Source organism: Stenotrophomonas maltophilia group sp. vghtpe118, assembly GCF_052605195.1.
Genome location: NZ_CP199672.1, coordinates 1,808,362 through 1,833,328 on the forward strand (window position 1 = coordinate 1,808,362; position 24,967 = coordinate 1,833,328).

Genomic DNA, 24,967 nt, shown 5'->3' on the forward strand with positions numbered 1-24,967 from the left:
ATGCAGACCGCCTCTCTTCCGGGGCTGCTGGTCGTGGCGTCCACCTATCCGCGGTGGGAAGGAGACACCGAGCCTGGGTTCGTGCACGCCCTCAGCCGGCATCTGACCGGTGATTTCCGGGTCACTGTGCTATGTCCTCACGCTCCTGGCGCCGCCACCCAAGAGAAACTGGACGGTGTACAGGTCATTCGCTATCGCTACGCGCCGGAAGGCATGGAGCAACTTGTCAATGGTGGGGGCATCGCCTCCAACCTGCGCCGCCGCCCTTGGATGCTTGCGCTGTTGCCCACGTTCCTGCTGTGTCAGTGGTGGGCATTGCAACGCGAACTGCGCCGAAATCGTCACGAAGTGATGCATGCACACTGGATCATTCCGCAGGGACTCACAAGCGCGCTGCTGCCAAGACGCCTCCGCCCCCCGATGCTGATTACATCTCATGGCGGAGATCTCTTCTCTCTGAAGGGGCGGCTTCTCTCGGCCGTGAAACGATTCTCCCTAGCTCGCGCACAAGCGGCCAGCGTCGTCAGTCAGGCGATGGTGGCGCCCTTTCGCGCATTAGCGGCGAACCTTCCCTTGGCGGTTTCGCCAATGGGCGTGGACCTTCAACATCGCTTTGTCCCCTCCCCAGAGAAGCGGGCACATAACGAGCTGCTGTTCGTCGGACGACTGGTCGAGAAGAAGGGATTGACGTACCTGATTGATGCTTTGCCACTCGTTCTGGCTCGTCATTCCCAGGTCTTCCTCACCATCATCGGACACGGGCCGGAACTACCAGAACGGGAAGCTCAGGTGGCAGCATTAGGTCTGCAAAAGCACGTCCGTTTCGTCGGTCCGGTGACACAGAACGCGCTTCCCGCCTACTACCAACGTGCGACTACGCTCGTCGCTCCCTTCGTCGAGGCCCGCAACGGAGATCAGGAAGGGCTTGGATTGGTTACTGTGGAAGCTCTCGGTTGCGGCTGCCCGGTCGTGACCACGGACGTGCCGGCAGTACGTGATGCATTTCCAGCAGGCCCGCCTCGCTATCTGGCCACGCAACGATCCTCAGCTTCGCTTGCAAGCGTACTCATCGAACTGCTGAATGCACCGGAACAGGCGCAAGCGTGGGCGCACGCACAACGACCTGAGCTGGTAGCTCGCTTCGACCATTCGCAAGTCGCCGCAGACTATGCGAAGCAACTACGCGCCATCATGGAGCCCCAGAATGTCCGCTAGGCTACCGCGCCTTGGCAACCTTGCTAGGACCTCGATCCTGGTGATGTTCTGGCAGGGCATGCGGATGGCGTGCTTGGCTGCATGGATCATTCTCGGCGCTCGCGTTTTGGGGGCAACCGACTACGGCCTGTTCTCCGGCACGGTTGGCACGGCCTCGGCTCTTGCCGGCCTAGTCGGGCTGGGCAGCGGCATGCTGATGTATCAATACAGCACCGCGGACCACGGGAAGTTTCCCCGTTATTGGAAGCAGAGCCTTGTGCTCTGCGCCCTGAGCGCAGCGCCACTTTCCTTGGCCTTTTCTCTACTGACCGCTGGCTTGATGTCGTGGCCCGCACTCGGCCTTGTCGCGCTTTCGGAGATCATCGCATTCCCTATCGTCACCAATGCTGCATTCGCATTTTCAGCCAATGATCGCTTGGGCTGGGCCGCAGCCCTTCCCGCATTGAACGCAGGCATGAGGCTTGCAGCCATCTGCATCTTCGGGCTGCTACCGGTCGACCACAACCTGACGACCTATCTATTGCTGCACCTGGCCTCTTCGGCATGCAGCGCGGTGCTGGCCCTCATGCTGGTCCGAAGGATATTACGCCCCGGCCCAGCGAACCTGCAGATCGGACGCAGCGATTTGGCTCATGGCACGGGACACGCCGCTGCCTGGAGTTCTGCCGTTGCCGTGACTACGCTGGATAAATCGTTCGTCCTGCATGCAGGTGGAAGCGAGCTAGCCGGCTTGTATGCTGCGTGCTATCGCATCGCGGCGGTAATTGCGATGCCACTCGATGCAATGGTCATGTCAGCGATGCCGCGGTTGTTCCGTGCGCAACCAGTGTCCTCGCAGCATCTACACCTGATCGTTTCAATGATCTTGGTCGCGACGGCGTATGGAACGCTGGGGGGCCTCGTGCTGTGGTGTACCGCCAGCATCTTGCCCTCCGTGCTCGGCATTGAGTTCTCTGCTGCCATTCCCGGCCTGCAATGGATGGGCCTGTTCATCATCGGCTACAGCCTGCGCCAGATCGCCTGTAATGTGCTGATTGGACGTGGCAAGAAAATACATCGATTCGTCATCGAGACTCTCGGGCTGGTGATAATGACCTTGATCGCCGCAGCTTGGATTCCTGCACACGGACTGTTGGGAGCGGTTTGGATGATCATCGTCGCCGAAGCACTGATGGCAATGGCCGCATGGTTGACTGTGATTTTCAGTCCCGGCCTTGAAGTCGCTCAATTGCCAAGCTGAAGAGCTCCAGATACGCCTCACAGGCTGCATCGATGGAGAATGCCTTGCTACGTTCGCGAAGATCTTCAGCAGCCACCTGCTGCCTTCCATTCAGCACATTCCTCATGGCTTGGGCCAATGCATGCGCATCTCCCACAGGCACCAGTTGACCAAACTGACCGCCGCCCAGGACTTCCGAAGGACCGTGTGGGCAGTCGGTAGCAATCACCTGAACGCCGCAGCTCATGGCCTCGACCAGGACATTGCCAAACCCTTCGTAGTCTGACGGCAGCACCAGCGCCGTGCTTCGGGCCATCCAGGGCAGCGCATCCTCCACCCGCCCCAGCAGCGCGCAGTCGCTCTGGAATGTGCTCCTCTCAATCCACTGGGCCACACGCGCACCTTCCGGCCCCTGTCCCAGTATGAGCAAACGTGCCGGATGGGTGGCTCGCACGAGCACAAATGCCTCCCAAAGAAGATCGAGGCGCTTCTCCGGTGAAAGGCGCCCCGCATAGATAAAAACCGGAACATCGTCATGCGGGAAGGGCCACGCCTGAGAAATGTGCCTTGCCTGCACACCCTCCATACTGACCAATGGGTTGTGAATCACTCGTATTCCAGAGCGAGGGAGCTTCAGCTCAGACGCCATTTCTGCCGCCAACGCCACAGAAACAGCGACCAGACCCTGGGACCGCGTCAGCATGCCCCGCATCGCCCAACGAATCAATTCCAGTTTGAGCCTGAAAAACCCACGAGCCGCGCGCCTGGGCGCCGACAGCGAAAGATGCTGAGCCACAACGACTGCCGTAGAAGGATAGAGAATGCGGCGCCAGAAGGTGACCCATACCGCAATGTCGTTGGAGGTAGTGACCACGACGCGTGGCCGCTCGCGTCGGATGCGCAAGGGCAATCCAAGGAGCATCTGCCAGGCACCGCGCGGAGCGATGAACGTCACTTCACCATTGTCACCCGGCCCATTCAGATCACGCCCGGCGATGATACTCACCGAGCATTTTCTCTTCTTGAAGCCACGCGCGAGGTTCAATTGCACGCGCTCCAATCCGCCGGCTTCCCAGCGGCTGGCCAGCAGCCAGATCATGCAACCTCCAAGGCCCGGACCGGCCCTGCAATGCAGATCACATCCTGATAGTCACGCAGATCCTGAACACCGATCCGAACCAACCGCCGCCTCGCCTCCAAGCGATAGAAGCGATAGCCCAATGGCGATAGCAGTTCCAGAATCTCCCGACTATGGTAACCAGCGGCCAGGCTGGAGCACTCCTGCACTTCCACCGCAATTATCGGCAGGAAGCGTCGTAGCGTTTCGATTCCCCCCTGCAGACAGGGCAACTCACCGCCTTCAATGTCGACCTTCAATAGATCCAGCCGTGACAGGCCAATACGCCGTACGAGTTCGTCCAGCGTCGTGATGTCGACCATTCCAATGCACTGGTCGACGCCCTCGGTTCCATGCAGGCTCCCCAGCCCCAGATTAACTTCACCCACATCACGCTGTCCGTAGGACGCATAGATCGCCTGCCGGCCAGCCTCTCCTGCCAAGCCCTGCTGATGGACCTGCACTATCCCCTGCAGCCCATTGCGCCGCACATTCAATCGCAATTCGTCCGCAATCCCGGCTATCGGCTCCAATGCGACGACATGACCGGCACTGCCCACTCGATTCGCGCAGACCAGGCTAATCTCCCCGATGTTGGCACCCACATCGATCACGGTCATTCCCCGCTCAAGGAGATGGTCGAGGAGAGAGACGAGGCGAAGGTTGTAGTAGCCCATCCAGAACATGCGACGCTGCATATGCTCGGCAAGATCGAGGGTCATGATGAACCGGCCATCGAAATCGCGTACGGTCTGCCGCCCGCGGGCGTGACGGAATAGGCGGCGCAGCATGCTCTGCACCCAGCCCGGCCGCTCCCCGATGCGCAGCTGATTACCCACCCTCCTCAGCGCTGTTGTAAATCCCATGCCCCACCCCGCAGGTGACTTCCCACCTTCAACTGGCCCATGATGATGCACCACCCATCTGATTTTCCATACAGGTCAGTCCATGCATGTCCTCATGCTCAGCAAGCGGCAGTACACCGGACGCGACCTCATCGACGACCGCTATGGCCGACTCTGGGAGATCCCGGAAGCACTTGCGCGCCGTGGGCATGCCATCAGCGGAATTGCACTTAGCTATCGGCATCGAGATTCCGGAAATATCCTGTCTGCGGCAGGGGTCCAATGGCGTTCCATCAACGCTCTTTCACTCGAGACCATCCAGTTGGAGCGTGCAATCAGGCGACTTCACCAGCAGCACCCTGTCGACGTTCTCCTGACAAGCTCCGATGCACCATGCACCGTGCTCGGTGCAAGCTTGGCGAAGCACATCCATACTCCTCACGTTGCAGATCTCTACGACAATTACGAATCTTTCGGACTCAGCCGGATCCCAGGCCTGCGCGCCGCGTTCCGTCGCGCGTGTGCAGGCTCAAAGGCAATCAGCGCAGTAACACATGCCCTGGCTGATCATGTGAAATCCACGCTTTCAGCACCTGTTCCAGTACATGTCATTGGCAACGGGGTCCGCCGGGATCTGTTTCATCCGATCGACAAACGTGTCAGCAGGGAGATGCTTGGTCTTCCCGTTAAGGCGCGTCTGATTGGCTGTGCCGGCGCCCTCGACCAAAGCAGGGGGATTGAAGACCTGTTCCGAGCATTCCAGGCACTTTCAGAGCGCCATCCCGACATCCACCTCGTCATTGCCGGCCCGAGAGATGCCACCCTTCACCGCTACCCACATCCTAGGATCATCGATTTCGGCGTCATCGGCTGGACGCAGGTTCCCTTGTTGATCAATTCACTCGATGTATCGGTCGTCTGCAATCGCAATTCAGCGTTTGGGCGTTTCTGCTACCCATTGAAGTTAGCGGAATCGATGGCCTGTGGCGTGCCGATCGTCGCCTCAGACGTTGGTGACACACGACGGATCGGCGGGGGCGCAATACGCGCATACGCCCCCGGCAACATCAATGAACTCGTAGAAGCCATCGATCTGCAGCTTCAAAGGCCGCTTTCCAATAGCGACCTGCGCGCGTCCGACTGGGAGGAGCGAGCCGTTCAGATGGAAGCGCTTCTTGTTGAGGCGACGCGCCAAATCAACTCTGAACTCTGATTCGGGACCCAGAGCCGCCCTGTCGCCTAGCGACAGGACGTGGGCACATACCTGGCGTCCAACCCTCCACAAGACCAGTTCACTGACCCATTGGTATCGCTCGCGGTCAGAACCAGTGTCTGTCCAGCGACCTTTGCGCTGGCCGAAGACGCAAAGGCCACCGAGATCGATCCGGTGCTGTCAACGGTCACCGATCGGACGAATTTTCCAGATACCGACCCCGGGGCAGCCATTCCTGCGGCACGGTTGTCGGCAGGAAATTGCCCATGGTCAGAGTAATACGTGGCTATTGCCTCCTTGGCTCCGGTTGACAACGAAAGTCCCTCAGCCACCTGCCCTCGAGCAACATAGTCCTGATAAGCCGGCAGCGCGATTGCCGCCAGGATGGCGATGATCGCAACCACAATCATGAGTTCGATCAAGGAAAATCCACGTTGATACATGCACTACCCCCCTGTTGATTGTTGGCTCGCCGCCAGCCAATGCTCCAGGCCCTCAATGTCCCGGTCATAGGCATGACGATGATTGACGGCTCGCAGAATCCCCAAACCCTGCCTAGCCTCACTGACCTCAAGCAAGTTCGATGCCAATCCCATCCTCAACAACCAAAGACGGCATCCCAGGTCTTCCGGCGAGATCTGCACGGCCTCACGAATGAGCCTCATCGCTAGAGACGGATCCTTCATCACATTGAAGGCGTAGTTGGAGAACACCACCCGGACTCTCGACGATCGAGGATTCTCTGCCGTTGCGGTCGACAACAGAGCAAAGAGCGCCTGCTCTTCGGCCGGCCTGCACCCCCCCTCAACCCGGCACGCGACGATCGCTTCAAGCGCCCCAACTTCCTGTGGCCCCAATGACCGCTTGGATATCTTCCGCTCAAGTGCACCCCATATCTCCGGGGGCTGCGCCCGCCCTTGATGCGACTTGAGAATGATCAGTGCCTGCTCGGGAAGTGGCGAACTGCCGGGCAATGAGGCCGCATGCGTGAACTCCTTCTCAGCCAGGGCCCAGGCCGGGGAAGCAGGATCGGCGGGGGCTGACGCCAGCAGTGCTCGTCCAAGTTCATAACCGGCCCGCGAAGAATCAGGATTACGGTTGGACAAGGTGAGAGCAAGGCGCATTGGATCTGCCCACGTCTGCACCTGGATCCACCCCATGGCCGCAACAAAAAGCAGCAGGACTCCCCCTGCCGTACGGCGTGCCTCAACGGTCCACCTCTGCATCACCGCGGCCAGTGGTTGCACCAAGGCAAGAGCGATACCTACGATTGCCAGGTAGTTCCGATGTTCAAATGCCAACTCCAGCGGCACAACGTTACTGGTCAGCAAATGGCTGGCAAAGAACCATCCGATGCCAAGTGCCGTCAGGGGCCAGCGCTTGCGCAGCCCCCAAGCCGCTGTCGACAGCGCGACCAGCGCCAGCATCGGGACTATGAAAGTAGTTGAACGCCAGGATGGCGGGACCTGTGCATTGTCGTAATAGAACTTCAACGACTCGGGCCAGGGAAGCATGATCTGCTGAAGGTAGTTCAGCAGAATCGCCGGTTGCGAGTACAACCTGCCTGCCAAGCTGAAATCACGTGCCGAGTAGCGTTCCGGCGCTAGGGCGCCAGGCAGAATCACTGCGAAATATAGAAAGATCGCCCCTATGGCTCCAAAGGCATATAGGAGGGAAATTGCGCGCGCGCGTGTTCCATCCGAATTCCGGAACTTGAGGAGAAACACCTCGATCAAGAGTGTGTAAGCTGGGATGAGTATCGCGGTCTCTTTGAAGCCCAGGCCAATCCCGGCTCCGAACACCGCACAGCACCACCAGAGCAACGACGCCCGGGACCAGGGAGCGCTGCCGCGCGCCTTGAGATAGCAGAGAAGTGCGATCAGGACTCCCGTCGCCCCTCCTATTTCCATGCGCTGCACGACATAAAGGACGGTAGACACCTGCAATGGATGAACCATCCACGCGGTGGCGACCATGAAGGCCGTCAAGCGCACCTGTGACCACGAAATGCTGAGCACTCGCCTGATCAGCATGGACGCCAGGGCGAACACCAGCACTGAATTCAGGAGGTGTAGAGCCAAGCCGGTCGCCTTCATCGGCCAAGGCGCCAAGCCAGTAAAGTAGTAATTCAGGCCGAAACTGAGAATTGCCAATGGGCGGCCCACGTCGCCCGTGACCCCATTGCCCATGACCTGCGCGATGGAAGTAAAGTCCATCGAGGTCAAGCGCCAATCCGGATCGTCCACCAGATTGGGAAAGTCATCAAAGATGAACCCCCCATTCAAGCCATTCCAGTAGACGCCCACTCCGAGCAACGCCAGCAGGACCAGACCCGCCAGGGGCAGCAGTCGCTGCGCAGGTGCACTTCGCATCGAATAGAACTCCCCTTGCCCCAAAAAAGAAAAGGCCGCAAAGCGGCCCTTTCCCGATACCGCTATGCCGTCTGCGCGATTAGCGGCAGGACGACGGACGGTACTTGGCGTCGATGGTCGTGGCGGAGCCCTTGCAGTCCCAGGTGATCGAGCCACCAGCGTCTGCCGGGACCAGCGCAAAGTCGCGACCGGCGACCTTGGAGCTCACCGAGCCCGAGCCCTTCATCTTGGCGGTGATCACGCCGTTCGCACCAACGGTCACGCTGGCCACGTACTTGCCGTTGATCGACGACGCGCCAGCAAGGCCGGCCATCGCATTGGTGGTCGGGAAGGCGCCCTTGTCGGCGTAGTACTCGGTAACAGCGGTCTTGGCACCCGAGCTCAGGGTCATCGCTTCGGAAACCTGCGAGCGTGCCACATAGTCCTGGTAAGCCGGCAGCGCGATTGCAGCCAGGATGGCGATGATCGCAACAACGATCATCAGTTCGATAAGGGTGAAGCCCTTCTGGTTCTTCATTGGTACATCCCCAAGATAAGTGGTGGTTGATTTCAGAAGTCAGGATCGGTCTGACCAGTGGTCAGCTGAGCGGGTCCTGCCCCCTGCGGGTGGATCAACGCAGGTTGCGTGCCAACCCCGGCACGCCTCCCCCTGGATTTCCCCGCGCCCATGATGGCAGCTATTTCACGGATGGGAACCCCCCGGATGCGAATCTGCGATGGACGCGGCAATGTGACGCAGTGCGTCACCTTTGGTCGGCACCCGGCACGAATTCGCATCATGGGCCCCTTGGCAACTGCCCAGACGGGCATGAACCCGCTACCATCAGGGGCTAGATGCCCGCCTGGGGATGGCGGGTCTTGGGGAGCCGATATGTCTGTCAGTCGCAGTGCGATCAAGAAGGAGCCCGTGGCGCGCAGCACCACGGACCTGCAGCCGTTTGTCTGGGAGGGGACGGACAAGCGGGGTGTGAAGATGAAAGGGGAGCAGGCCGCGAAAAACGCGAATCTGCTGCGGGCCGAGCTGCGCCGTCAAGGCATCACCCCGGGCACGGTCAAGCCAAAGCCCAAGCCACTGTTCGGCGCAGCCGGCAGCAAGATTTCGCCGAAGGACATTGCATTCTTCAGCCGCCAGATGGCGACGATGATGAAGTCCGGTGTGCCGATCGTCTCAGCGCTGGACATCATCGCCAGCGGGCACAAGAACCCGCGCATGAAGAAGATGGTGGACGGCATCCGCACCGATATCGAGGGCGGATCGTCCCTTCATGAGGCAATCAGCAAGTATCCGGTGCAGTTCGACGAGCTCTATCGCAACCTGGTGCGTGCCGGTGAAGGCGCCGGTGTATTGGAGACGGTGCTTGATACCGTGGCCAACTACAAAGAGAACATCGAAGCCCTGAAGGGCAAGATAAAAAAGGCTCTGTTTTACCCTGCAATGGTCATTGCGGTAGCGCTCTTGGTCAGCTCGATCCTGCTGATCTGGGTGGTTCCACAATTTGAGGACGTCTTCAGGGGATTTGGCGCTGATCTGCCGGCATTTACTCAGATGATCGTAGCCGCATCCCGGTTCATGGTCTCTTGGTGGTGGCTGATCGCGATCATCGTCATCGGCAGCATCGTAGGTTTCACCATGGCCTACAAACGCTCGCCGAAGATGCAGCACGGGATGGATCGCTTGATCCTGAAAGTGCCAGTCATTGGCCAGATCATGCATAACAGCTCGATTGCCCGCTTTGCCCGCACGACCGCTGTGACTTTCAAGGCTGGCGTACCGCTGGTGGAAGCCTTGGGCATTGTTGCAGGCGCTACCGGCAATACGGTTTACGAGCATGCCGTATTGCGCATGCGCGATGACGTCTCGGTCGGTTACCCGGTCAACATGGCCATGAAGCAGACCGCCCTGTTCCCACACATGGTCATCCAGATGACGGGTATCGGTGAAGAGGCGGGCGCTCTGGACGCCATGCTGTTCAAGGTGGCCGAGTACTATGAGCAGGAGGTCAACAACGCCGTGGATGCACTGAGCAGCCTGCTCGAGCCGATGATCATGGTGTTCATTGGTATCATCGTCGGCGGTCTGGTCATTGGCATGTACCTCCCCATCTTCAAACTGGCATCGGTGGTCTGACACATACATGGCATTTCTCGACCAGCATCCCGGCCTCGGCTACCCCGCCGCGGCCGCCCTGGGGCTGCTGCTGGGCAGTTTCCTCAACGTCGTCATCCTGCGCCTGCCCAAGCGGCTGGAGTGGCAGTGGAAGCGCGATGCGCGCGAGGTCCTGGAGGAACCGGACTTCTACGAGCCCCCACCACCGGGGATCGTGGTCGAGCCCTCGCATTGCCCGCACTGCAAGCACAAGCTGAGCTGGTACGAGAACATCCCGCTGTTCAGCTGGATCATCCAGGGCGGCAAGTGCCGCCACTGCAAGGCGCCGATATCGCTGCAGTACCCGCTGGTCGAGGCCCTGACCTCAGTGCTGGTGCTGGCCTGCGTCTGGCAGTTCGGCTTCGGCTGGCAGGGCTTCGGCGCCATCGTGCTGACCTGCTTCCTGATCGCCTTGTCCGGCATCGACCTGCGCACCCAGCTGCTACCCGACCAGTTGACCTTGCCCCTGATGTGGCTGGGCCTGATAGGCAACATCGACAACCTGTACATGCCGGCCAAGCCTGCCTTGGTCGGCGCGGCGGTGGGCTATCTGTCGCTGTGGATGGTCTGGTGGCTGTTCAAGCAGCTGACCGGCAAGGAAGGCATGGGCCACGGCGATTTCAAGCTGCTGGCCGCCCTCGGCGCCTGGTGCGGGCTGAAGGGCATCCTGCCGATCATCCTGCTGTCGTCGGTGCTGGGCGCCATCATCGGCTCGATCTGGCTGTACACCCGGGGCCGTGACCGCGCCACGCCGATTCCGTTCGGCCCCTACCTGGCCATTGCGGGTTGGCTGTACTTCATGTGGGGCGCGCCCGTGGTCGAGCAGTACCTGGTGATGAGCGGACTGCGCTGAGGGGAATCCCCATGAGCCGGTATGTGGTGGGCCTGACCGGCGGCATTGCCGCCGGCAAGAGCGAGGTGACCCGGCGCTTCGAGGCGCTGGGCATCGTGGTGGCCGACGCCGATCTGGCCGCCCGCGCGGTGGTCGCTGCCGGCAGCCCCGCCTTGGGCCGCATCGCCGAGCGCTTCGGCGCCGACATGCTGCAGGCGGATGGCAGCCTGGACCGGGCGCGCCTGCGTGCCCACGTATTTGCCGACCCGACCGAACGGGCGGCACTGGAAGCGATCACCCACCCGGCCATCCGCCTGCTGATGCAACAGCAGTGCGCGCAGGCCGCCAGCCCCTATGCGATTGCCGCCATTCCGCTGCTGACCGAGGTCGGCGGGCGGCAGGCCTACCCGTGGCTGGACCGGGTATTGCTCGTGGATGCACCCGAAGCGGTGCAGCACGCCCGGCTGATGCAACGCGACGGCATCGACGCCGCGCTGGCCGACAAGATGATCGCCGCCCAGGCCAACCGCGCGCAGCGGTTGGCGCTGGCCGATGATGTGGTGGTCAACGATGGCCACCCCGAGGATCTGCAGGCGCAGGTGGAAGCGCTGCATGAGCGGTATCTGGGGTTGGCTGGGAGTTGAGGCCGGGTTGCCGGCCAGCGGCCGGCACTACCGGAGCGCATCCACGCATGGCGTGGATCTGCCCGGCGCCAGCGTGGAATTGCTGCAGAGCCGAGCCCATGCTCGGCTGCGATCATCAAGCCGAGCATGGGCTCGGCTCTACAAAGTGTTCTGCATCCACGCATGGCGTGGACCTACTCCAACTGCAGGCGGGCATAACGGGCCAGTTCTCGTGCGCCGAGCAGCAATCCATCTACGACATCCGGGCTGAGCTGCTGATGGGCACCGCCCTGCTCGCGGGCGGCTTCGGCGGCGTGCAGCACCTGCATGAGTGCATTCAAGCCGGCCAGGGTGCGGCTGAGGCCGGCCATGGTGGCCGCCTGGGCCGGGCTCAGGCCCTGCGCTTCCAGCCGTCGGCCGTCGGCTGCATCGCGCCCGTCCATGCGGGCCAGCAGCGCGGGCAGCAGATCCCTGGGATCATCGAGCAGGGTTTCGATGCGCTCGGCGACGTCGGCGGGCAGCAGGTCAGCGGCTTCGCCGATCAGGGCGTGCAGCTGGGGGAACAAGGGGCGTGCGGACATGATGAATCTCCTCGCAGACGGCGGGCCACCCGCGGATGCAAGGTGGCGGACGGTGCGGGTTGGCGTACCGGAGACCCAACAACTCAAGCGCGAGGAAAAAGACTCCAGCGGATTCTGATGAATCCCCACGCACCATCCGCCGAAACAAGGCAGCCGATGCATTTTCCATGATGAGCCGCAGCACACCCGGAGCGCTTGAGTTGAAGGTTTTTTTCAGGACGCCAATCCCGGCCAGGGCACCTGCCCCGGCCGCCCCATCTGGCCATCACGCAGCGCTGTGATCTGTAAGGAAATTCTCAAGCCGCAGTTGGGTGCACGAATGCGTGCATGCGGACACGCGCGCGGCGTGGCGGCGATCACGGTGATGTCGTGTTGGGCTTCTGGCGCATCACGACTGCGAAGTTATTTCGATGGCACTAGCGACACAGGGCGCAACACGAACCCGCGGTAGAGCCGAGCCAATGCTCGGCTCCGGGAAGCCACCGCAGCCGAGCGCGGGCTCGGCTCTACAAACGTGGAGCACCCACCAAGGTAAAGCCCCTTACAACGGCTTCGGCGAGAATGTCAGGGTGGCGATTACGCCGCGCTCGCCACCGGGGCGCACGCTGACCTGCCAGCCATACAGATCGCACAGGCGGCTGACGATCGACAGGCCGATACCACCGCCCTGCGAATGGCCGGCGTGCGTGCCGCGATAGCCGCGCTGGAACAGCTTGGCGGCATCCTCTTCGCTCAGGCCCGGTCCGCTGTCGGTTACCGACACCGAATTGCTGCCGACAAAGACGCGCACCTCACCATCCTGCGAGTACTTCACCGCGTTGCCGATCAAGTTGCCCAGCGCCACCGACAATGCGGCTTCCGGCGCATCGATCACCAGGTTGCGCTCGCCTTCCAGTGCCAGTTCCAATGGCTTGCCGCCCAGCTGTGCGCGGTGGGCATCCAGCAGCTGTTCGGCTACGCGCGCGACGTTGCTGGTGCCCTGCCCTCGTTCGTTGCGCGACAGCAGCAGCAGCGCGCCGATCAGGTCGCTGCACTGCTGTTCGGCACGCTGGATGCGCTGCAGACGCTGCAGCACCTTCTCATCCAGGCCGGGCCGGGTCAGCAGCAGCTCGGTGGCGCCACGGATCACCGCCAGCGGCGTGCGCAACTCGTGGCTGACGTCGGCGTTGAACTCACGGTCGCGCTGCACCACTTCGGTCAGCCGCGACGAATAATCATCCAGCGCCTGCGCCAGTTGCCCCACTTCGTCATCGGGGAAACGTGGCGCCAGCGGCTCGGGCTCGCTTGTGCCGCCGCGATAGGCGCGCAACCGCGCGGCCAGGTCCGAGACCGGCTTCATCACCTTCGATGCCGACCACCAGCCCAGCACCAGCGACAGCAGGCTGAACACCAGCACCGACAGCACCAGCGCGCGGTTGAGCTGCTGCCCACCGCGCACGCTGTCGGTCATGTCGTAGGCCAGGAATGCCCAGGCGTCGGGTGTTTTGCGCACGGCCAGCTTGTACGCATACGGTTGCCCGCGCTCGTCCACGCCAGAGATGTTGTGATTGCCATCGGGCAGCGCAGCCCAGTCCGGCTCTTCCTCGCGCAACGCCTCGAACTTGTCGGGTTTGACAAGGCGCGCACGCATCTGCTGCACGGGCAGGTCGGGGTTGCGATCCGGGCTCTCGTAGAACCGCCGCACGTACTCGTTGATGTTGCGGTTCATCACGTCTTCCACCAGCTGGTTTTCCACGCGCATGCGGGCCCAGTTGGTGGCGAACGCGAACAGTGTCGTCAGGCAGAAGCCCAACAACACGAACGAGACGATGATGCGGCTGCGCAGGCGCCGCCGATACGGCGAACGCCGGCGCTCCCCCTTGGTTGCCACGGAATCAGGCTTCCGGGGTAGCGATGCGGTATCCGATGCCATGGCGGGTCTGGATCAGCGGCACTTCAAACGGCTTGTCGACCACCGCACGCAGGCCGTGGATGTGGACACGCAGAGAATCCGAGTCGGGCAGCTCTTCGCCCCAGACGCGGGTTTCCAGCTCCTGGCGGGTGACCACGGCCGGCGCGGCTTCCATCAGGGCCTGCAGGATCTTCAGCGCGGTCGGGTTGAGCTGCAGCAGCTTGCCCTGGCGGCGCACTTCCAGCGTGTCCAGGTTGTATTCCAGATCGCCGGTTTCCAGCACGCGGGTCTGCACGCCTTTGCCCCGGCGCGACAGCGCGTTCAAGCGCACTTCCACTTCCTGCAGCGCGAACGGCTTGATCAGGTAGTCGTCGGCGCCGGAATCGAAACCGGCCAGCTTGTTGTCCAGCGAGTCGCGGGCGGTCAGCATCAGTACGGGGGTCTGCTTGCGCGCTTCGTTGCGCAGCTTGCGGCAGACTTCAATGCCGTCCATGCCCGGCAGGTTCAGGTCCAGAACGATGGCGTCGAACTCGTGGACCACCGCCAGGTGCAGGCCGGTCACGCCGTCGGCGGCGAAGTCCACGGTGTGGCCACGATCCTCAAGGTAGTCGCCAAGGTTGGCGGCGATGTCGCTGTTGTCTTCGATTACGAGAATGCGCACTGGGACCTCTGGTTCTTGAAGGGTCGTCGGGGGGCCAGGCCCACCTGCTCAGGATGCCCCTGTGCGGGTGGACGCGACGTCTACCTGCTGAACGATACAGGTTCCATTCTTAACATTTCGTACCGAAGGGACGACACCGGCAAACGCCCCCGGGGCGAGCGCTCAGCGGCTGATGCGCTGCTGGTCGGTCAGCGCCCGGCGGCTGTCTTCCTGGGCCTTGCGACGCTGGGCCACGGTCAGGCAGACACTGGTCGGCATGTTGCTGCCGGTCAGGCGCTCGCGGCGGCAGATCATGCGGCTGTCGGCCTGGGCGCGGGTCATGATGGTGTTGACGATCTCCTGCTCGTTGAACAGGTCGTTGCGCTCCTGCGGGGCCAGCTCATCCAACTTCTCGCGGCCATTCATCTTGATCCGGATCCGGTTCAGCGCCTGCTGCACGCGGCTCTTGTCCTCCAGCCCGATCTCGCTGTAGTCCTCGCTGCCCATGGCCGTTTCAACCCGGCGGATCTGTTCGGATACCGGGGTGAAGGCATCCATCTGCACGGTGTCCTTCTGCGCCTTGGCCTGCACGGTGGCCACCAGGCCGAGCGACAGCATCAGGGCGAGCGTAGTAATGCGGTACATGACGAGCTCCATGTTCGTCCATGAATAGGGTCTCGACTTTACGGTTGCGCCGATGCGTCCACAAGGGACGCACGGCAGGGTGACCGATGGCGGCCTGCGACCGGCCCAACCACGGTTACGGCTTGTAGTTGTTGAAACGCTGGTTGTCGTTGAGGGCCTTGCGGCTGTCTTCCTGCGCCTTGCGGCGCTGGGCCACGGTCAGGCAGACGCTCTGCGGCATGTTGCTGCCGGTGGTGCGCTCGCGGCGGCAGACCATGCGGCTGTCGGCATGGGCGCGGGTCATGATCGTGTTGATCACTTCCTGGTCGTTGAAGATCTCGGTGCGGTCCTGCGGGCTCAACTGCTCCACCCGTTCGTGGTCGCCCATCTTGATCTTGATGCGGCCCAGCGCCTGCTGTACGCGGCTTTTGTCTTCCAGCCCGATCTCGCTGTAGTCCTCGGTGTTGATCGCCGTCTCAACGTTGCGGATCTGTTCGGCCACCGGCGCGTTGGCGTCGAACTTCACCTGCCCTTTATCGGGCTTGGCGTGCGCAGTGGTGGCCAGTGCCAGGCCCAGCATCAGGGCGAAGGGGGTCATGCGCTGCATAGTTACCTCCAGGTTCTTCCATGAGTGGAACATCGACCCTGCGGTGCCACCGATACGCCGTTAAGGCACCCCGGTGGACCGAAAGGCGGTGCGGTCAACGCCCAGCGGGCGGTGGGCTGAGCGTGTTGTAGCTGCGCTGGTCGTTGATCAGCGCCTTGCCTTTCTCTTCGATCCGGCGCCGTTCGGCCACGGTCAGGCAGCGGCTCCTGGGCATGTTGCTGCCGGTGGTGCGTTGGTACCTGCAGATCTGCCGGCTGTCGTCATGGCCACGCGCCATCAGGGTGTTGATGCGTTCCTGCTCGTTGAAGACCTCGGCCTGCAACTGCGGCGGCAGCTCCTGCACGGTCTGGCGTTCGCCCATGTGCTGGCGGATACGCGACAGCGCCTGCTGCACCTGGCCGCGATCCTCGGCAGACAGCTCGGCGTAGTCGGGGGCGGCCAGCGCGGCTTCCACCTGGCGCATCTGCTCGACGACCGAGCCCTGCCGGTCCATCTGTACAGCGACTTTCTCCGGCTTGGCGGCAACAGCGCCAGACAGGCCCAGCAGCAACGCGATCGTCATGATGCGGTACATCGCCAACCTCCCGATCCATCCCGGAACGAAGGGCCAACTCTACGACCGTCACGCGGCCTCCACAAGAGACCTTGGGCACAGAGCCGACAGGCATAAAAAAGGCCCAGGCGGTGCACCCGCCTGGGCCTGAAGTCGTATCCCGATACCGATCCTGCTGAGAGGCAGAGCTGCGGTTCGCTGAAGCCTACGCCGGGGCCGATTAAAGCCTCGTTAAAGCCCCGGATCATTTGCCCATGAGAATCACAACCCCATGAATAATCAAGGCTTTTTGATCTTCTCTACGTGTTCGATGATGCGTGTGGCCACGTCGACCCCGCAGGCCGCTTCGATGCCCTCCAGCCCCGGCGTGGAGTTGACCTCCAGCACCAGCGGGCCGCGCGCGGAGCGGATCAGGTCCACGCCGCACACCGACAGGCCCAGCGCCTTGGCCGAACGCACCGCCACCTGCTGCTCGGCGCGACTGGCCTTGGCCGCCACGGCGGTGCCGCCGGCGTGCAGGTTGGAGCGGAAGTCACCCTCCGGTGCCTGCCGCTGCATCGACGCCACCACCTGGTCGCCCACCACGAAGCAGCGCAGGTCGGCGCCCTTGGCCTCGCCGATGAATTCCTGCATCAGGAAGTTGGCGTACAGGCCGCGCAGCGCTTCGACAATGCCGCGCGAGGCACTGGCCTTTTCGGTCAGGATCACGCCGCGACCCTGGGTGCCTTCATTGAGCTTCACCACATGCGGCGGCGGGCCGAGCATGGACAGCAGATCGACGGTGTCATCGGGGTTGTCGCCGAAAACGGTGACCGGCATGTCGATGCCCTTGGCCGCCAGCAGCTGGTGCGCGCGCAGCTTGTCGCGCGAACGCAGGATGGCATCGGACGGATTGGGCGTGCGTGCGCCCATCAGTTCGAACTGGCGCAGCACGGCGGTGCCGTAGCGGGTGATCGAGGCACCGATGCGCGGAATGACCATGTCCACGCCGGTCATCGGCCGGCCTTTGTAGTGCATGGAAAAGCCATCGGCGGCGATGCGCATGTAACAGCGCAACGGGTCGAGGATGCGCACGGTGTGGCCACGCGCGCGTGCCGCCTCGACCAGCCGACGGGTGGAATACAGGGAGCTGTTGCGGGACAGGATGGCGAGCTTCATCGCGGAGGGATCGGTCGGCAGGCGCGCAGCATAGCGCGGGCGTGTGGCGGGCGGATGATGCCCGTCGCCGACGATCTCGAGCGTTGTGGATGAAGCTTCAGCTGTCCCGTTCAGCACTGACCTGGAAGCCACGGGCCGCTTCGCCCAGCGCCGCCACGCAGGCCATCTGCAGGGCAGAATTGCTGAACGCCTGCTGGTAGATCTGCTCGAGCAGTTTCGCGGCCTTGGGACCACCGGCACGCCCGAGCGCGCGCACGGCCTCAAGCTGCTTGTTCGAGCCGACGCCGGCTGAAAGAAAGATCCGATGGATGCGCTCGACGACGTCGTTCCGGCAGTTCATGGAAGGCAGCTCCTGATCAGTATCCGCTCACGCTAGCTGCTCAGTGCCGGCCTGCCCATGGGAAAAGTTTGAAGCGTTACGCGCCCCTCCGCAGCGCCTCTAGGAGTTCTACGAAAATGTCGCTTTCGGCTGGAAGCAGGCGAGCGTGCCGATCACCATGGAAGCTCCTCCCAAAGCGGAAATCCCGATGTCGAAAATGGAGCGACTTGCACAGAAGCTGCAGCAATCCGCACACGCGGAGCAGGCCAGGGCCGCCGCCATCGAAAAGCAGTACCAGGACTGGATCCAATCGCTGCATGTGCTGTTCGACACCATCGAACTGTGGCTGCAACCGTTGGTGCAGGCGAAGGTGGCCACGCTACGTCGGGACACGGTCACCATCACCGAGAATCCGTCATCCGGGGAACTGAAAACCTACGCGGCCCCCGCACTGACCCTGAACGTCAATGGCAAGGCCGCCGCGATCAAGCCTCTGGCCCGCTTCTGCTTCGGCTGCCAGGGACGGGTGGATATTCTGGCCCGGGAAAACCAGTGGCACCTGACACGGCACTTGGAGCCGGACGAGGTCTGGTACCTGCACACGCATGATCGCGCCCAGGGACGCGTGCTGGACGCGGACGCGTTGGCCGCGGTGTTCGCGGCGTACTGAGGCGGTCTGAAGGAACCTGCGCGGCGGAAACGCGACGCGGTCTTGAAGGATGGAGCGGGCGATGGGAATCGAACCCACGTCAGTAGCTTGGGAAGCTACAGCTCTACCATTGAGCTACGCCCGCAGTGCGCGGTGAAAGTCTATGCGGTTGGCCCGGTGTTGCGCAATGGCGGCCACCGCATCCGCGAGGGGTCAGAGCCCTTTCCTCGCGGAAAGGGCTCCGACCCCCGGCGGTTGCTGCTTAGAACGTGCCGCTGAAGTTGGCGAACAGGGTGGCGTCCTGCGCGCGCTTCTGGCCGGTCGACGCGCTCAGGCCGAAGTTGCTCTGCAGGCCGAACAGTTCGGTGCGGGCACCCAGCACGACGGTGGCGTAGTTCTTGTCGAACTTCAGGCCCGGCACGCGGTAGCTGCCCAGTTCCGGCAGGGTCTGCAGCCAGGCGCTGGCCTGCTTGGTGTCCTCGAACTCGTGGTCGTAGGTCACCTGCGCGTACGGCTTGAGGGTGCCGCCATCGAAGCGGGCCTGCCAGCCGATGCGGCCGACGGTCGAATCGACATTCTGGCGGTCGTAGCCCAGCGCGGTGGCCAGCGTGCCGGCCGCGGCGCTTTCGGTGTAACCGTCGATCTTCACCTTCTGCCAGATCACCGAAGCGATCGGGCCGTGACGGAAGCCGCCTTCGGTGCCGAACTCGTAACCGGCGTTCAGGGCGGCGGTCAGGTTGCTGCCGTCCGGCGAACCACCATGCTCACGGGTGGCCGGGCCCAGCTGGACCTTGCGGTTCACGTCATAGGACAGCCAGGTGTAGCTGACCTGACCGTTCACCCAGATGCGGTCGCCGTACCAGCCAGCGAACAGACCGGCCGAGGTGTCCTTCTGGGTGAAGTCGCCGCGGTTGTTGCCGAAGTCGGCGTTGAGGCGACCGAAACCGGCGAAGCCGCCGAACACCATGCCGTCGCGTGCCCAGTCGATACCGAACAGGCCGGCCGGGGCCAGCCCGTCGTACAGGTCGGCGTGGTCGTAGCGCTGCAGGTCGCCCCGCACGCCACCCCACCAGGACAGGCCGTCAGCCGGACGACCGCCCAGGTGCATGCTGACCTGGTCGGCGCGCGAGCGGCCGATGGTCTGCGCCGAGTGGCTCAGCACCTGCTGCAGGCGCGGCGCTTCCAGCACCGAGACTGCGTACTGGCCCAGCAGCTGATGGCCGGCGGTGGTCGGGTGCACGCCATCGGCGAACAGGTAGGTGTTGGCCGCATCCGGGCTGACGTAGCTGGTCGGGTTGCAGGTCAGGATGCTCTGCGTCGAGTTGGCCGGATCGATCTTGCAGGCGGTGCTGGTGACGTTGGTGAAACCGTACATGCCCGGGTTGGCGGTCACTTCACGCAGGATGCTGAAGGTATCGAGCGGAATGAACTCGATGCCCGCCTGCTTCAGGCCACCGTACAGGGCCTTGTTGTAGCCGGCCGACAGTGCGGTGGCGGCGGCGGCATTGGGGCCGCGGAACTGTGGGGTGATGCCCACATCCGGCAGGTTTGGTACCAGCACGTACTGGGCGCCGGCCTGCTTCAGCGCACCCACCAGCGCGATCTGGTCGGTGACCGCTGCGCCGATGATGCCCTGCACCTGGGCCTGCGACGCGCCACCTGCCGCCGCACGGGTGGCCGCGAACAGATCATTGGCGCCTCCCCATACGGTGTACAGGGCGTTGCCGTCGGCCTTGCCACCGTTCGCAGCAAGGTAGCGGGTTGCTTGCGACTTCAGCGACGGAATCACGCCCAGGCCACCGGCCTCGTCCACTGACACGCGGGCACCGCCGACTGCATAGTTGTCACCGCTCTGGCCGTTGCCGTTGGCGGCGCCATTGAGGCCATAGTAGTTGGCGACCTGCTGCGACCACACCCAACCCGGGTTGGTGGTGAACTGGCCGGTGACCGGACGCACATCGGCCGGCAGCAGCGGGCGGAAATAGCCGGCGTCGGTCAGGCTGTCGCCGAAGAACACGGCCTTGGAATACGGGGATTCGCCTGCCATGGCCGGAACCGCGGCCAGCGCGATCGCGGCCGCCATCAGGGAGCGGATCGGGCGTTTGCTGAGCAGCATGTAAGAAACTCCTGTGGGGATATCGTTGAGGACCCGGCGGACGTACGCCGGCGCACGGTGAATGGTTTCACTGCGCCGCCTTTTGCTCACGCTGCGCCGCCGCATGGATTGTCGCCCGGCAGCGTCGGACAACGCTGTGCCGGGGCTGGCGGCCGAGGCAATTTGCAAGGGTTCCGATCCGCGAAGGCCATAGGCGACAATGCGGCGATGAACATCCAGCTCAACGGCGAACCCCGTACCCTGCCCGCCTCGGCGACCCTCCACGATCTGCTGCAGGCAGAGCAGCTGCTGCAACGCCGGGTCGCGGTCGAGGTCAACGGCGAGATCGTCAGCCGCAGCCGCCACGGCGAGCACGTGCTGGCCGAAGGCGACGTGGTGGAGATCGTGCACGCGCTGGGTGGGGGCTGAGACCTATCCGCGCAGTGCTGGCCGCTGGCCAGCAATCCGACGCTGTCAGGCACCCTGCATTTGCCGGCCAGCGGCCGGCACTACCCATACCGATCCGCGGCCGGCACGCCATTGCGTGACCCCATCTTCAGGCGGATAAGCGATAATCGCGCCATGAACGTTCATGTCTCCCCCGATTCGCTGGTGATCGCCGGCAAGACCTATGGCTCGCGGCTGCTGACCGGCACCGGCAAGTTCAAGGACCTGGAAGAAACCCGCCTGGCCACCGAGGCCGCTGGCGCCCAGATCGTCACCGTGGCCATCCGCCGCACCAACATCGGGCAGAACCCGGGCGAGCCGAACCTGCTGGACGTGCTGCCGCCGGAGCGCTTCACCATCCTGCCCAACACCGCCGGCTGCTACACCGCCGAGGACGCGGTGCGTACGTGCCGCCTGGCCCGTGAGCTGCTGGACGGCCACAACCTGACCAAGCTGGAAGTGCTGGGCGACCAGAAGACCCTCTACCCGGACGTGATGCAGACCCTGAAGGCTGCCGAGCAGCTGGTCAAGGACGGTTTCGAGGTGATGGTCTATACCTCCGACGACCCGATCCTGGCCAAGCGCCTGGAAGAGATCGGCTGCGCTGCGGTGATGCCGCTGGCCGCGCCGATCGGTTCGGGCCTGGGCATCCAGAACAAGTACAACCTGCTGCAGATCATCGAAGACGCCAAGGTGCCGATCATCGTTGATGCCGGCGTGGGTACCGCGTCGGACGCGGCGATCGCGATGGAGCTGGGCTGCGACGGCGTGCTGATGAACACGGCCATTGCCGGTGCGCGCAGCCCGGTGCTGATGGCCAGCGCGATGCGCAAGGCGGTCGAGGCCGGCCGCGAGGCCTTCCTGGCCGGGCGCATCCCGCGCAAGCGCTACGCCAGCGCCTCCTCGCCGGTGGACGGGCTGATCGGCTGATGACCAATCCTTTTGACAGCGCCGGTTCCAAGGCCCCGCCCAAGCCCTTCACCGTGAGCGAGGGCCGCCGCGAGGTGCGCAGCTTCGTGTTGCGCCAGGGCCGTTTCACTCCCGCCCAGCAGCGCGCATTCGACGAACGCTGGCCGCGCTTCGGCATCGATTACAACGGCCAGCCTCGTGACCTGGACGCCACCTTCGGCCGCCCGGCACACAAGGTGCTGGAGATCGGCTTCGGCAATGGTGCCGCGCTGCGGTTCGCCGCCCAGCACGACCCATCGCGCGACTACATCGGCATCGAGGTGCACGCCCCGGGCGTGGGCCGGCTGCTGAACGCGCTGGCCGAGGACAATGCCGACCACGTGCGCCTGTACCACCACGACGCGGTGGAAGTGCTGCAGAACGAGATCGCCGACGGCGCGCTCGATGAAGTGCGCATCTACTTCCCGGACCCATGGCACAAGAAGCGCCACAACAAGCGCCGCCTGCTGCAGCCGGCATTCGCCGAACTGCTGGTGCGCAAGCTGCGCCCGGGGGGCCGCCTGCACTGCGCGACCGACTGGGAAGACTACGCCGAGCAGATGTGGGACGTGCTCGACGCCACCGCCGGCCTGGTCAACCGCGCCGGCCCGCGGGGCAGCGTGCCGCGCCCGGACTGGCGCCCGCAGACGCACTTCGAGACCCGCGGCCAGAAGCTCGGCCACGGCGTCTGGGACCTGTTGTACGACCGCACCTGACGATCGCCTGAGGACGCCGCGCCCCACATGGATACCGCGCTGACGCTGACCAACGACATGAAGCTCGTGCTCGGGCTGGTCGGCTTCACGATGGCGATGTTCCTGTTCGAGCGCATCCGCGCCGACGTGGTCGCGCTGGTGGTGCTGGTGGTGCTTGGTGTCACCGGCCTGATCGCGCCGGAGGAGATCTTCGGCGGTTTCTCCGGTAACGCGGTGATGAGCATCATCGCCACCACCATCCTCGGTGCGGGCCTGGACCGCACCGGGGCGCTGAACCGGCTGGCGGCCTGGCTGCTGCGGCGCGGCCACGGCGTCGAGCAACGGCTGCTGATGATGACCACCGCCATCGCCGGCCTGAACTCGTCCTTCATGCAGAACCCGTCGGTGATGGCGTTGTATCTGCCGGTCGCCTCGCGACTGGCGGCGCGCACCGGGCTGACGATGCAGCGCCTGCTGCTGCCGATCTCGGCGGCGATCGTGATGGGCGGCGCGCTGACCATGGTCGGCAATTCGCCGCTGATCCTGCTGAACGATCTGCTGGCCTCGGCCAACAACAACCTGCCTTCCGGCCTGGCCACCATCGAGCCGCTGCGCATGTTCGCGCCGCTGCCCATCGGTGTGGCGTTGCTGATCGCTTCGTTGCTGTACTTCCGCTACTACGGCGACCGCAAGCTGATCGAAGAGGAAAGCCTGGTCAATGACGGGGTCACCCCGGCGCGCACCGAGAGCTACTTCGCCAAGACCTATGGCATCGAAGGCGATGTGTTCGAGCTGGTGGTGACCGCCGAGAGCCCGCTGGTGGGCATGACCCTGGGCGAGGCCGAGACCCTGCACGATGCGCCGCTGCTGCTGGCCCTGAAGACCGGCAACGACACCCGCCTGGCACCGCCGGCGGAGATGCGCATCTGGGTCGGCAGCGTGCTTGGTGCGATGGGCCCACGCCAGCAGATCAGCGACTTCGCGCAGAACCAGTTCCTGCGCATGTCCTCGCGCCTGAAGCACCTGGGTGACCTGTTCAACCCCAGCCGCGCCGGCATTTCCGAGGCAGTGGTGCCACCGACCTCGAACGTGATCGGCAAGAGTGCGGCCGATCTGCGCCTGCGCAAGGAGCGCGGCATCAGCCTGCTGGCGATCAACCGCGACAAGCAGGTGATCCGCGAGGACGTGCGCGACGTGCAGCTGCGCGCCGGCGACATGCTGGTGTTCCACAGCATCTGGACCGACCTGGCGCAGGCCGCACGCAGCCGCGACTTCGTGGTCGTGACCGACTACCCGACCGGCGAGCAGCGCCCGCACAAGTTCAAGATTGCGATGGCGATCTTCGCGCTGACCATCCTGATCGCGCTGACCAGCAAGCTGCCGGTGGCGCTGACGCTGATGACCGGCGTGGCCGGCATGCTGCTGACCGGCGTGCTGCGCATGGACGAGGCGTATGCCTCGATCAACTGGAAGACGGTGTTCATGATGGCCGGGCTGATTCCGCTTGGCTGGGCGATGGATTCCAGCGGCGCGGCCGCGTGGGTGGCCGGCCATACCATCGACAAGCTGCCGACCGGCATTCCGGTGTGGGTGCTGGAGGTGGCGCTGGCGCTGCTGACCACGGCGTTCTCGCTGGTGATCAGCCATGTGGGTGCGACCATCGTGATGGTGCCGATCGCGGTGAACCTGGCACTGGCAGCGGGGGGCAACCCGACCGCGTTCGCGCTGATCGTGGCGCTGTCGGCGTCCAACAACCTGATGACAGCCTCCAACCCGGTGATCTCGATGATCACTGGCCCGGCCAACTACACCCCGCGCGAGATGTGGCGGGTCGGCGGCCCACTGTCGCTGATCTACACCTGCGTGGTGGTGCTGATGATCAACCTGATGTTCTGAGGGTTGGGGTTTGTTGGCAGGGCTGCGCCCTGCACCCGCAGAAGCCGAAGCAACAGCAACAGCAACAGCAACAGCGTGCATTCCGTGGGATGGCGGGGGTGGGTCCGGTTGCGGGGGACGCTGCAAGTACGTCCCTGTAAGCTCGGTCGCCGCATCCATGCGGCTCACGCCCCCGCAACCGGACCCACCCCGCCTTCGACAGTTTCACGCGGCTGGTGGTGGGTGCCGACCGTTGGTCGGCACCGTAGATCCACGCCATGCGTGGATGCCTTTTGTAGCGTC

25 protein-coding genes and 1 tRNA gene are annotated in these 24,967 nt (G+C 63.6%); 11 read left to right on the forward strand and 15 right to left on the reverse strand.

What is annotated here, in order from left to right; all coding sequences use genetic code 11:
• The gene (locus ACUDTM_RS08370; protein ID WP_423172988.1) at positions 1-1,215 is read left to right on the forward strand and encodes a glycosyltransferase; all 1,215 of its coding nucleotides are present in this window, start codon (positions 1-3) and stop codon (positions 1,213-1,215) included.
• A gap of 43 nt (positions 1,216-1,258) precedes the next feature.
• Positions 1,259-2,455, forward strand: a complete 1,197-nt coding sequence (locus ACUDTM_RS08375) for a lipopolysaccharide biosynthesis protein (RefSeq protein WP_423172987.1) — start codon at positions 1,259-1,261, stop codon at positions 2,453-2,455.
• Here the strand turns inward: ACUDTM_RS08375 and ACUDTM_RS08380 are convergent.
• Both ACUDTM_RS08380 and ACUDTM_RS08385 read right to left on the reverse strand, forming a co-directional pair.
• On the reverse strand, positions 2,418-3,533 hold the full coding sequence (locus tag ACUDTM_RS08380; protein ID WP_445391260.1) for a glycosyltransferase: 1,116 nt from the start codon (positions 3,531-3,533) through the stop codon (positions 2,418-2,420). The two genes, ACUDTM_RS08375 and ACUDTM_RS08380, sit on opposite strands and share 38 nt — an antisense overlap.
• The gene (locus ACUDTM_RS08385) at positions 3,530-4,342 is read right to left on the reverse strand and encodes an FkbM family methyltransferase (protein WP_445391261.1); all 813 of its coding nucleotides are present in this window, start codon (positions 4,340-4,342) and stop codon (positions 3,530-3,532) included. The genes ACUDTM_RS08380 and ACUDTM_RS08385 overlap by 4 nt, the downstream gene beginning before the upstream one ends.
• 169 nt (positions 4,343-4,511) lie before the next feature.
• On the opposite strand from ACUDTM_RS08385, the gene ACUDTM_RS08390 reads away from it, so the two are divergent.
• Positions 4,512-5,609, forward strand: coding sequence for a glycosyltransferase family 4 protein (locus tag ACUDTM_RS08390; protein WP_423172984.1), 1,098 nt, complete (start codon positions 4,512-4,514; stop codon positions 5,607-5,609).
• A gap of 26 nt (positions 5,610-5,635) precedes the next feature.
• On the opposite strand, the gene ACUDTM_RS08395 is transcribed toward ACUDTM_RS08390, so the two are convergent.
• The 3 genes from ACUDTM_RS08395 to ACUDTM_RS08405 all read right to left on the reverse strand — a co-directional run bounded on the left by ACUDTM_RS08395 (position 5,636) and on the right by ACUDTM_RS08405 (position 8,498).
• Positions 5,636-6,052: a pilin gene (locus ACUDTM_RS08395; RefSeq protein ID WP_151354677.1), complete on the reverse strand. Its 417-nt coding sequence runs from the start codon at positions 6,050-6,052 to the stop codon at positions 5,636-5,638.
• Between the two features lie 3 nt (positions 6,053-6,055).
• Positions 6,056-7,981 (reverse strand): hypothetical protein, encoded by a 1,926-nt coding sequence (locus tag ACUDTM_RS08400; RefSeq protein WP_151354678.1) that lies wholly within the window; start codon positions 7,979-7,981, stop codon positions 6,056-6,058.
• A 79-nt stretch (positions 7,982-8,060) separates the two neighbouring features.
• Positions 8,061-8,498 (reverse strand): pilin, encoded by a 438-nt coding sequence (locus tag ACUDTM_RS08405; RefSeq protein WP_032957219.1) that lies wholly within the window; start codon positions 8,496-8,498, stop codon positions 8,061-8,063.
• Positions 8,499-8,852: 354 nt separating this feature from the next.
• Between ACUDTM_RS08405 and ACUDTM_RS08410 the strand changes: the two genes are divergently transcribed.
• From ACUDTM_RS08410 to coaE, 3 genes are read left to right on the forward strand one after another with little or no spacing between them, the layout of a single operon-like run.
• A complete protein-coding gene (locus tag ACUDTM_RS08410; RefSeq protein WP_032957218.1) occupies positions 8,853-10,109 on the forward strand; it encodes a type II secretion system F family protein in 1,257 nt (418 codons plus the stop codon).
• A 7-nt stretch (positions 10,110-10,116) separates the two neighbouring features.
• Positions 10,117-10,980, forward strand: a complete 864-nt coding sequence (locus ACUDTM_RS08415) for a prepilin peptidase (protein WP_049416956.1) — start codon at positions 10,117-10,119, stop codon at positions 10,978-10,980.
• Between the two features lie 11 nt (positions 10,981-10,991).
• On the forward strand, positions 10,992-11,603 hold the full coding sequence (coaE, locus tag ACUDTM_RS08420) for a dephospho-CoA kinase (protein WP_445391262.1): 612 nt from the start codon (positions 10,992-10,994) through the stop codon (positions 11,601-11,603).
• A 173-nt stretch (positions 11,604-11,776) separates the two neighbouring features.
• Here coaE and ACUDTM_RS08425 read toward each other — a convergent pair whose 3' ends face one another.
• The 8 genes from ACUDTM_RS08425 to ACUDTM_RS08460 form a co-directional block, all read right to left on the reverse strand.
• Complete coding sequence (locus tag ACUDTM_RS08425; protein WP_111177536.1) at positions 11,777-12,163, reverse strand: hypothetical protein; 387 nt, start codon at positions 12,161-12,163, stop codon at positions 11,777-11,779.
• A gap of 541 nt (positions 12,164-12,704) precedes the next feature.
• Positions 12,705-14,075 carry a sensor histidine kinase gene (locus ACUDTM_RS08430; RefSeq protein ID WP_069139309.1) on the reverse strand — a complete coding sequence of 457 codons (1,371 nt, stop codon included), beginning with the start codon at positions 14,073-14,075 and terminating at the stop codon, positions 12,705-12,707.
• Positions 14,038-14,715: a response regulator transcription factor gene (locus ACUDTM_RS08435; RefSeq protein ID WP_005410804.1), complete on the reverse strand. Its 678-nt coding sequence runs from the start codon at positions 14,713-14,715 to the stop codon at positions 14,038-14,040. Before ACUDTM_RS08435 ends, ACUDTM_RS08430 begins: the two co-directional genes overlap by 38 nt.
• A 162-nt stretch (positions 14,716-14,877) precedes the next feature.
• Positions 14,878-15,339, reverse strand: a complete 462-nt coding sequence (locus tag ACUDTM_RS08440) for a hypothetical protein (RefSeq protein ID WP_262232906.1) — start codon at positions 15,337-15,339, stop codon at positions 14,878-14,880.
• 115 nt (positions 15,340-15,454) lie between these two features.
• A complete protein-coding gene (locus tag ACUDTM_RS08445) occupies positions 15,455-15,925 on the reverse strand; it encodes a hypothetical protein (RefSeq protein WP_072167638.1) in 471 nt (156 codons plus the stop codon).
• Positions 15,926-16,019: 94 nt separating this feature from the next.
• Entirely contained in the window at positions 16,020-16,499 is a 480-nt protein-coding gene (locus ACUDTM_RS08450; protein ID WP_151354682.1) for a hypothetical protein, read from the reverse strand.
• Between the two features lie 258 nt (positions 16,500-16,757).
• Positions 16,758-17,636 carry a 30S ribosomal protein S6--L-glutamate ligase gene (rimK, locus tag ACUDTM_RS08455; protein ID WP_005418651.1) on the reverse strand — a complete coding sequence of 293 codons (879 nt, stop codon included), beginning with the start codon at positions 17,634-17,636 and terminating at the stop codon, positions 16,758-16,760.
• 97 nt (positions 17,637-17,733) lie between these two features.
• On the reverse strand, positions 17,734-17,976 hold the full coding sequence (locus ACUDTM_RS08460) for a hypothetical protein (protein WP_111008110.1): 243 nt from the start codon (positions 17,974-17,976) through the stop codon (positions 17,734-17,736).
• A 145-nt stretch (positions 17,977-18,121) separates the two neighbouring features.
• Between ACUDTM_RS08460 and ACUDTM_RS08465 the strand changes: the two genes are divergently transcribed.
• A complete protein-coding gene (locus tag ACUDTM_RS08465; RefSeq protein ID WP_146260250.1) occupies positions 18,122-18,625 on the forward strand; it encodes a hypothetical protein in 504 nt (167 codons plus the stop codon).
• Positions 18,626-18,675: 50 nt separating this feature from the next.
• Here ACUDTM_RS08465 and ACUDTM_RS08470 read toward each other — a convergent pair.
• Positions 18,676-18,749: transfer RNA gene (locus tag ACUDTM_RS08470), tRNA-Gly, on the reverse strand.
• A 117-nt stretch (positions 18,750-18,866) separates the two neighbouring features.
• Positions 18,867-20,720, reverse strand: a complete 1,854-nt coding sequence (locus ACUDTM_RS08475; protein ID WP_053501089.1) for an autotransporter domain-containing esterase — start codon at positions 20,718-20,720, stop codon at positions 18,867-18,869.
• Between the two features lie 207 nt (positions 20,721-20,927).
• Here ACUDTM_RS08475 and thiS point away from each other — a divergent pair, with 207 nt between their 5' ends.
• From thiS to ACUDTM_RS08495, 4 genes are all read left to right on the forward strand, one after another.
• A complete protein-coding gene (gene thiS / locus ACUDTM_RS08480) occupies positions 20,928-21,128 on the forward strand; it encodes a sulfur carrier protein ThiS (RefSeq protein WP_005418796.1) in 201 nt (66 codons plus the stop codon).
• 153 nt (positions 21,129-21,281) lie between these two features.
• Positions 21,282-22,076, forward strand: coding sequence for a thiazole synthase (locus tag ACUDTM_RS08485; RefSeq protein ID WP_005418798.1), 795 nt, complete (start codon positions 21,282-21,284; stop codon positions 22,074-22,076).
• On the forward strand, positions 22,076-22,810 hold the full coding sequence (gene trmB / locus ACUDTM_RS08490) for a tRNA (guanosine(46)-N7)-methyltransferase TrmB (RefSeq protein ID WP_053501092.1): 735 nt from the start codon (positions 22,076-22,078) through the stop codon (positions 22,808-22,810). The genes ACUDTM_RS08485 and trmB overlap by 1 nt, the downstream gene beginning before the upstream one ends.
• A 27-nt stretch (positions 22,811-22,837) precedes the next feature.
• Entirely contained in the window at positions 22,838-24,685 is a 1,848-nt protein-coding gene (locus tag ACUDTM_RS08495; protein ID WP_005418803.1) for an SLC13 family permease, read from the forward strand.
• Positions 24,686-24,967: the final 282 nt, after the last annotated feature.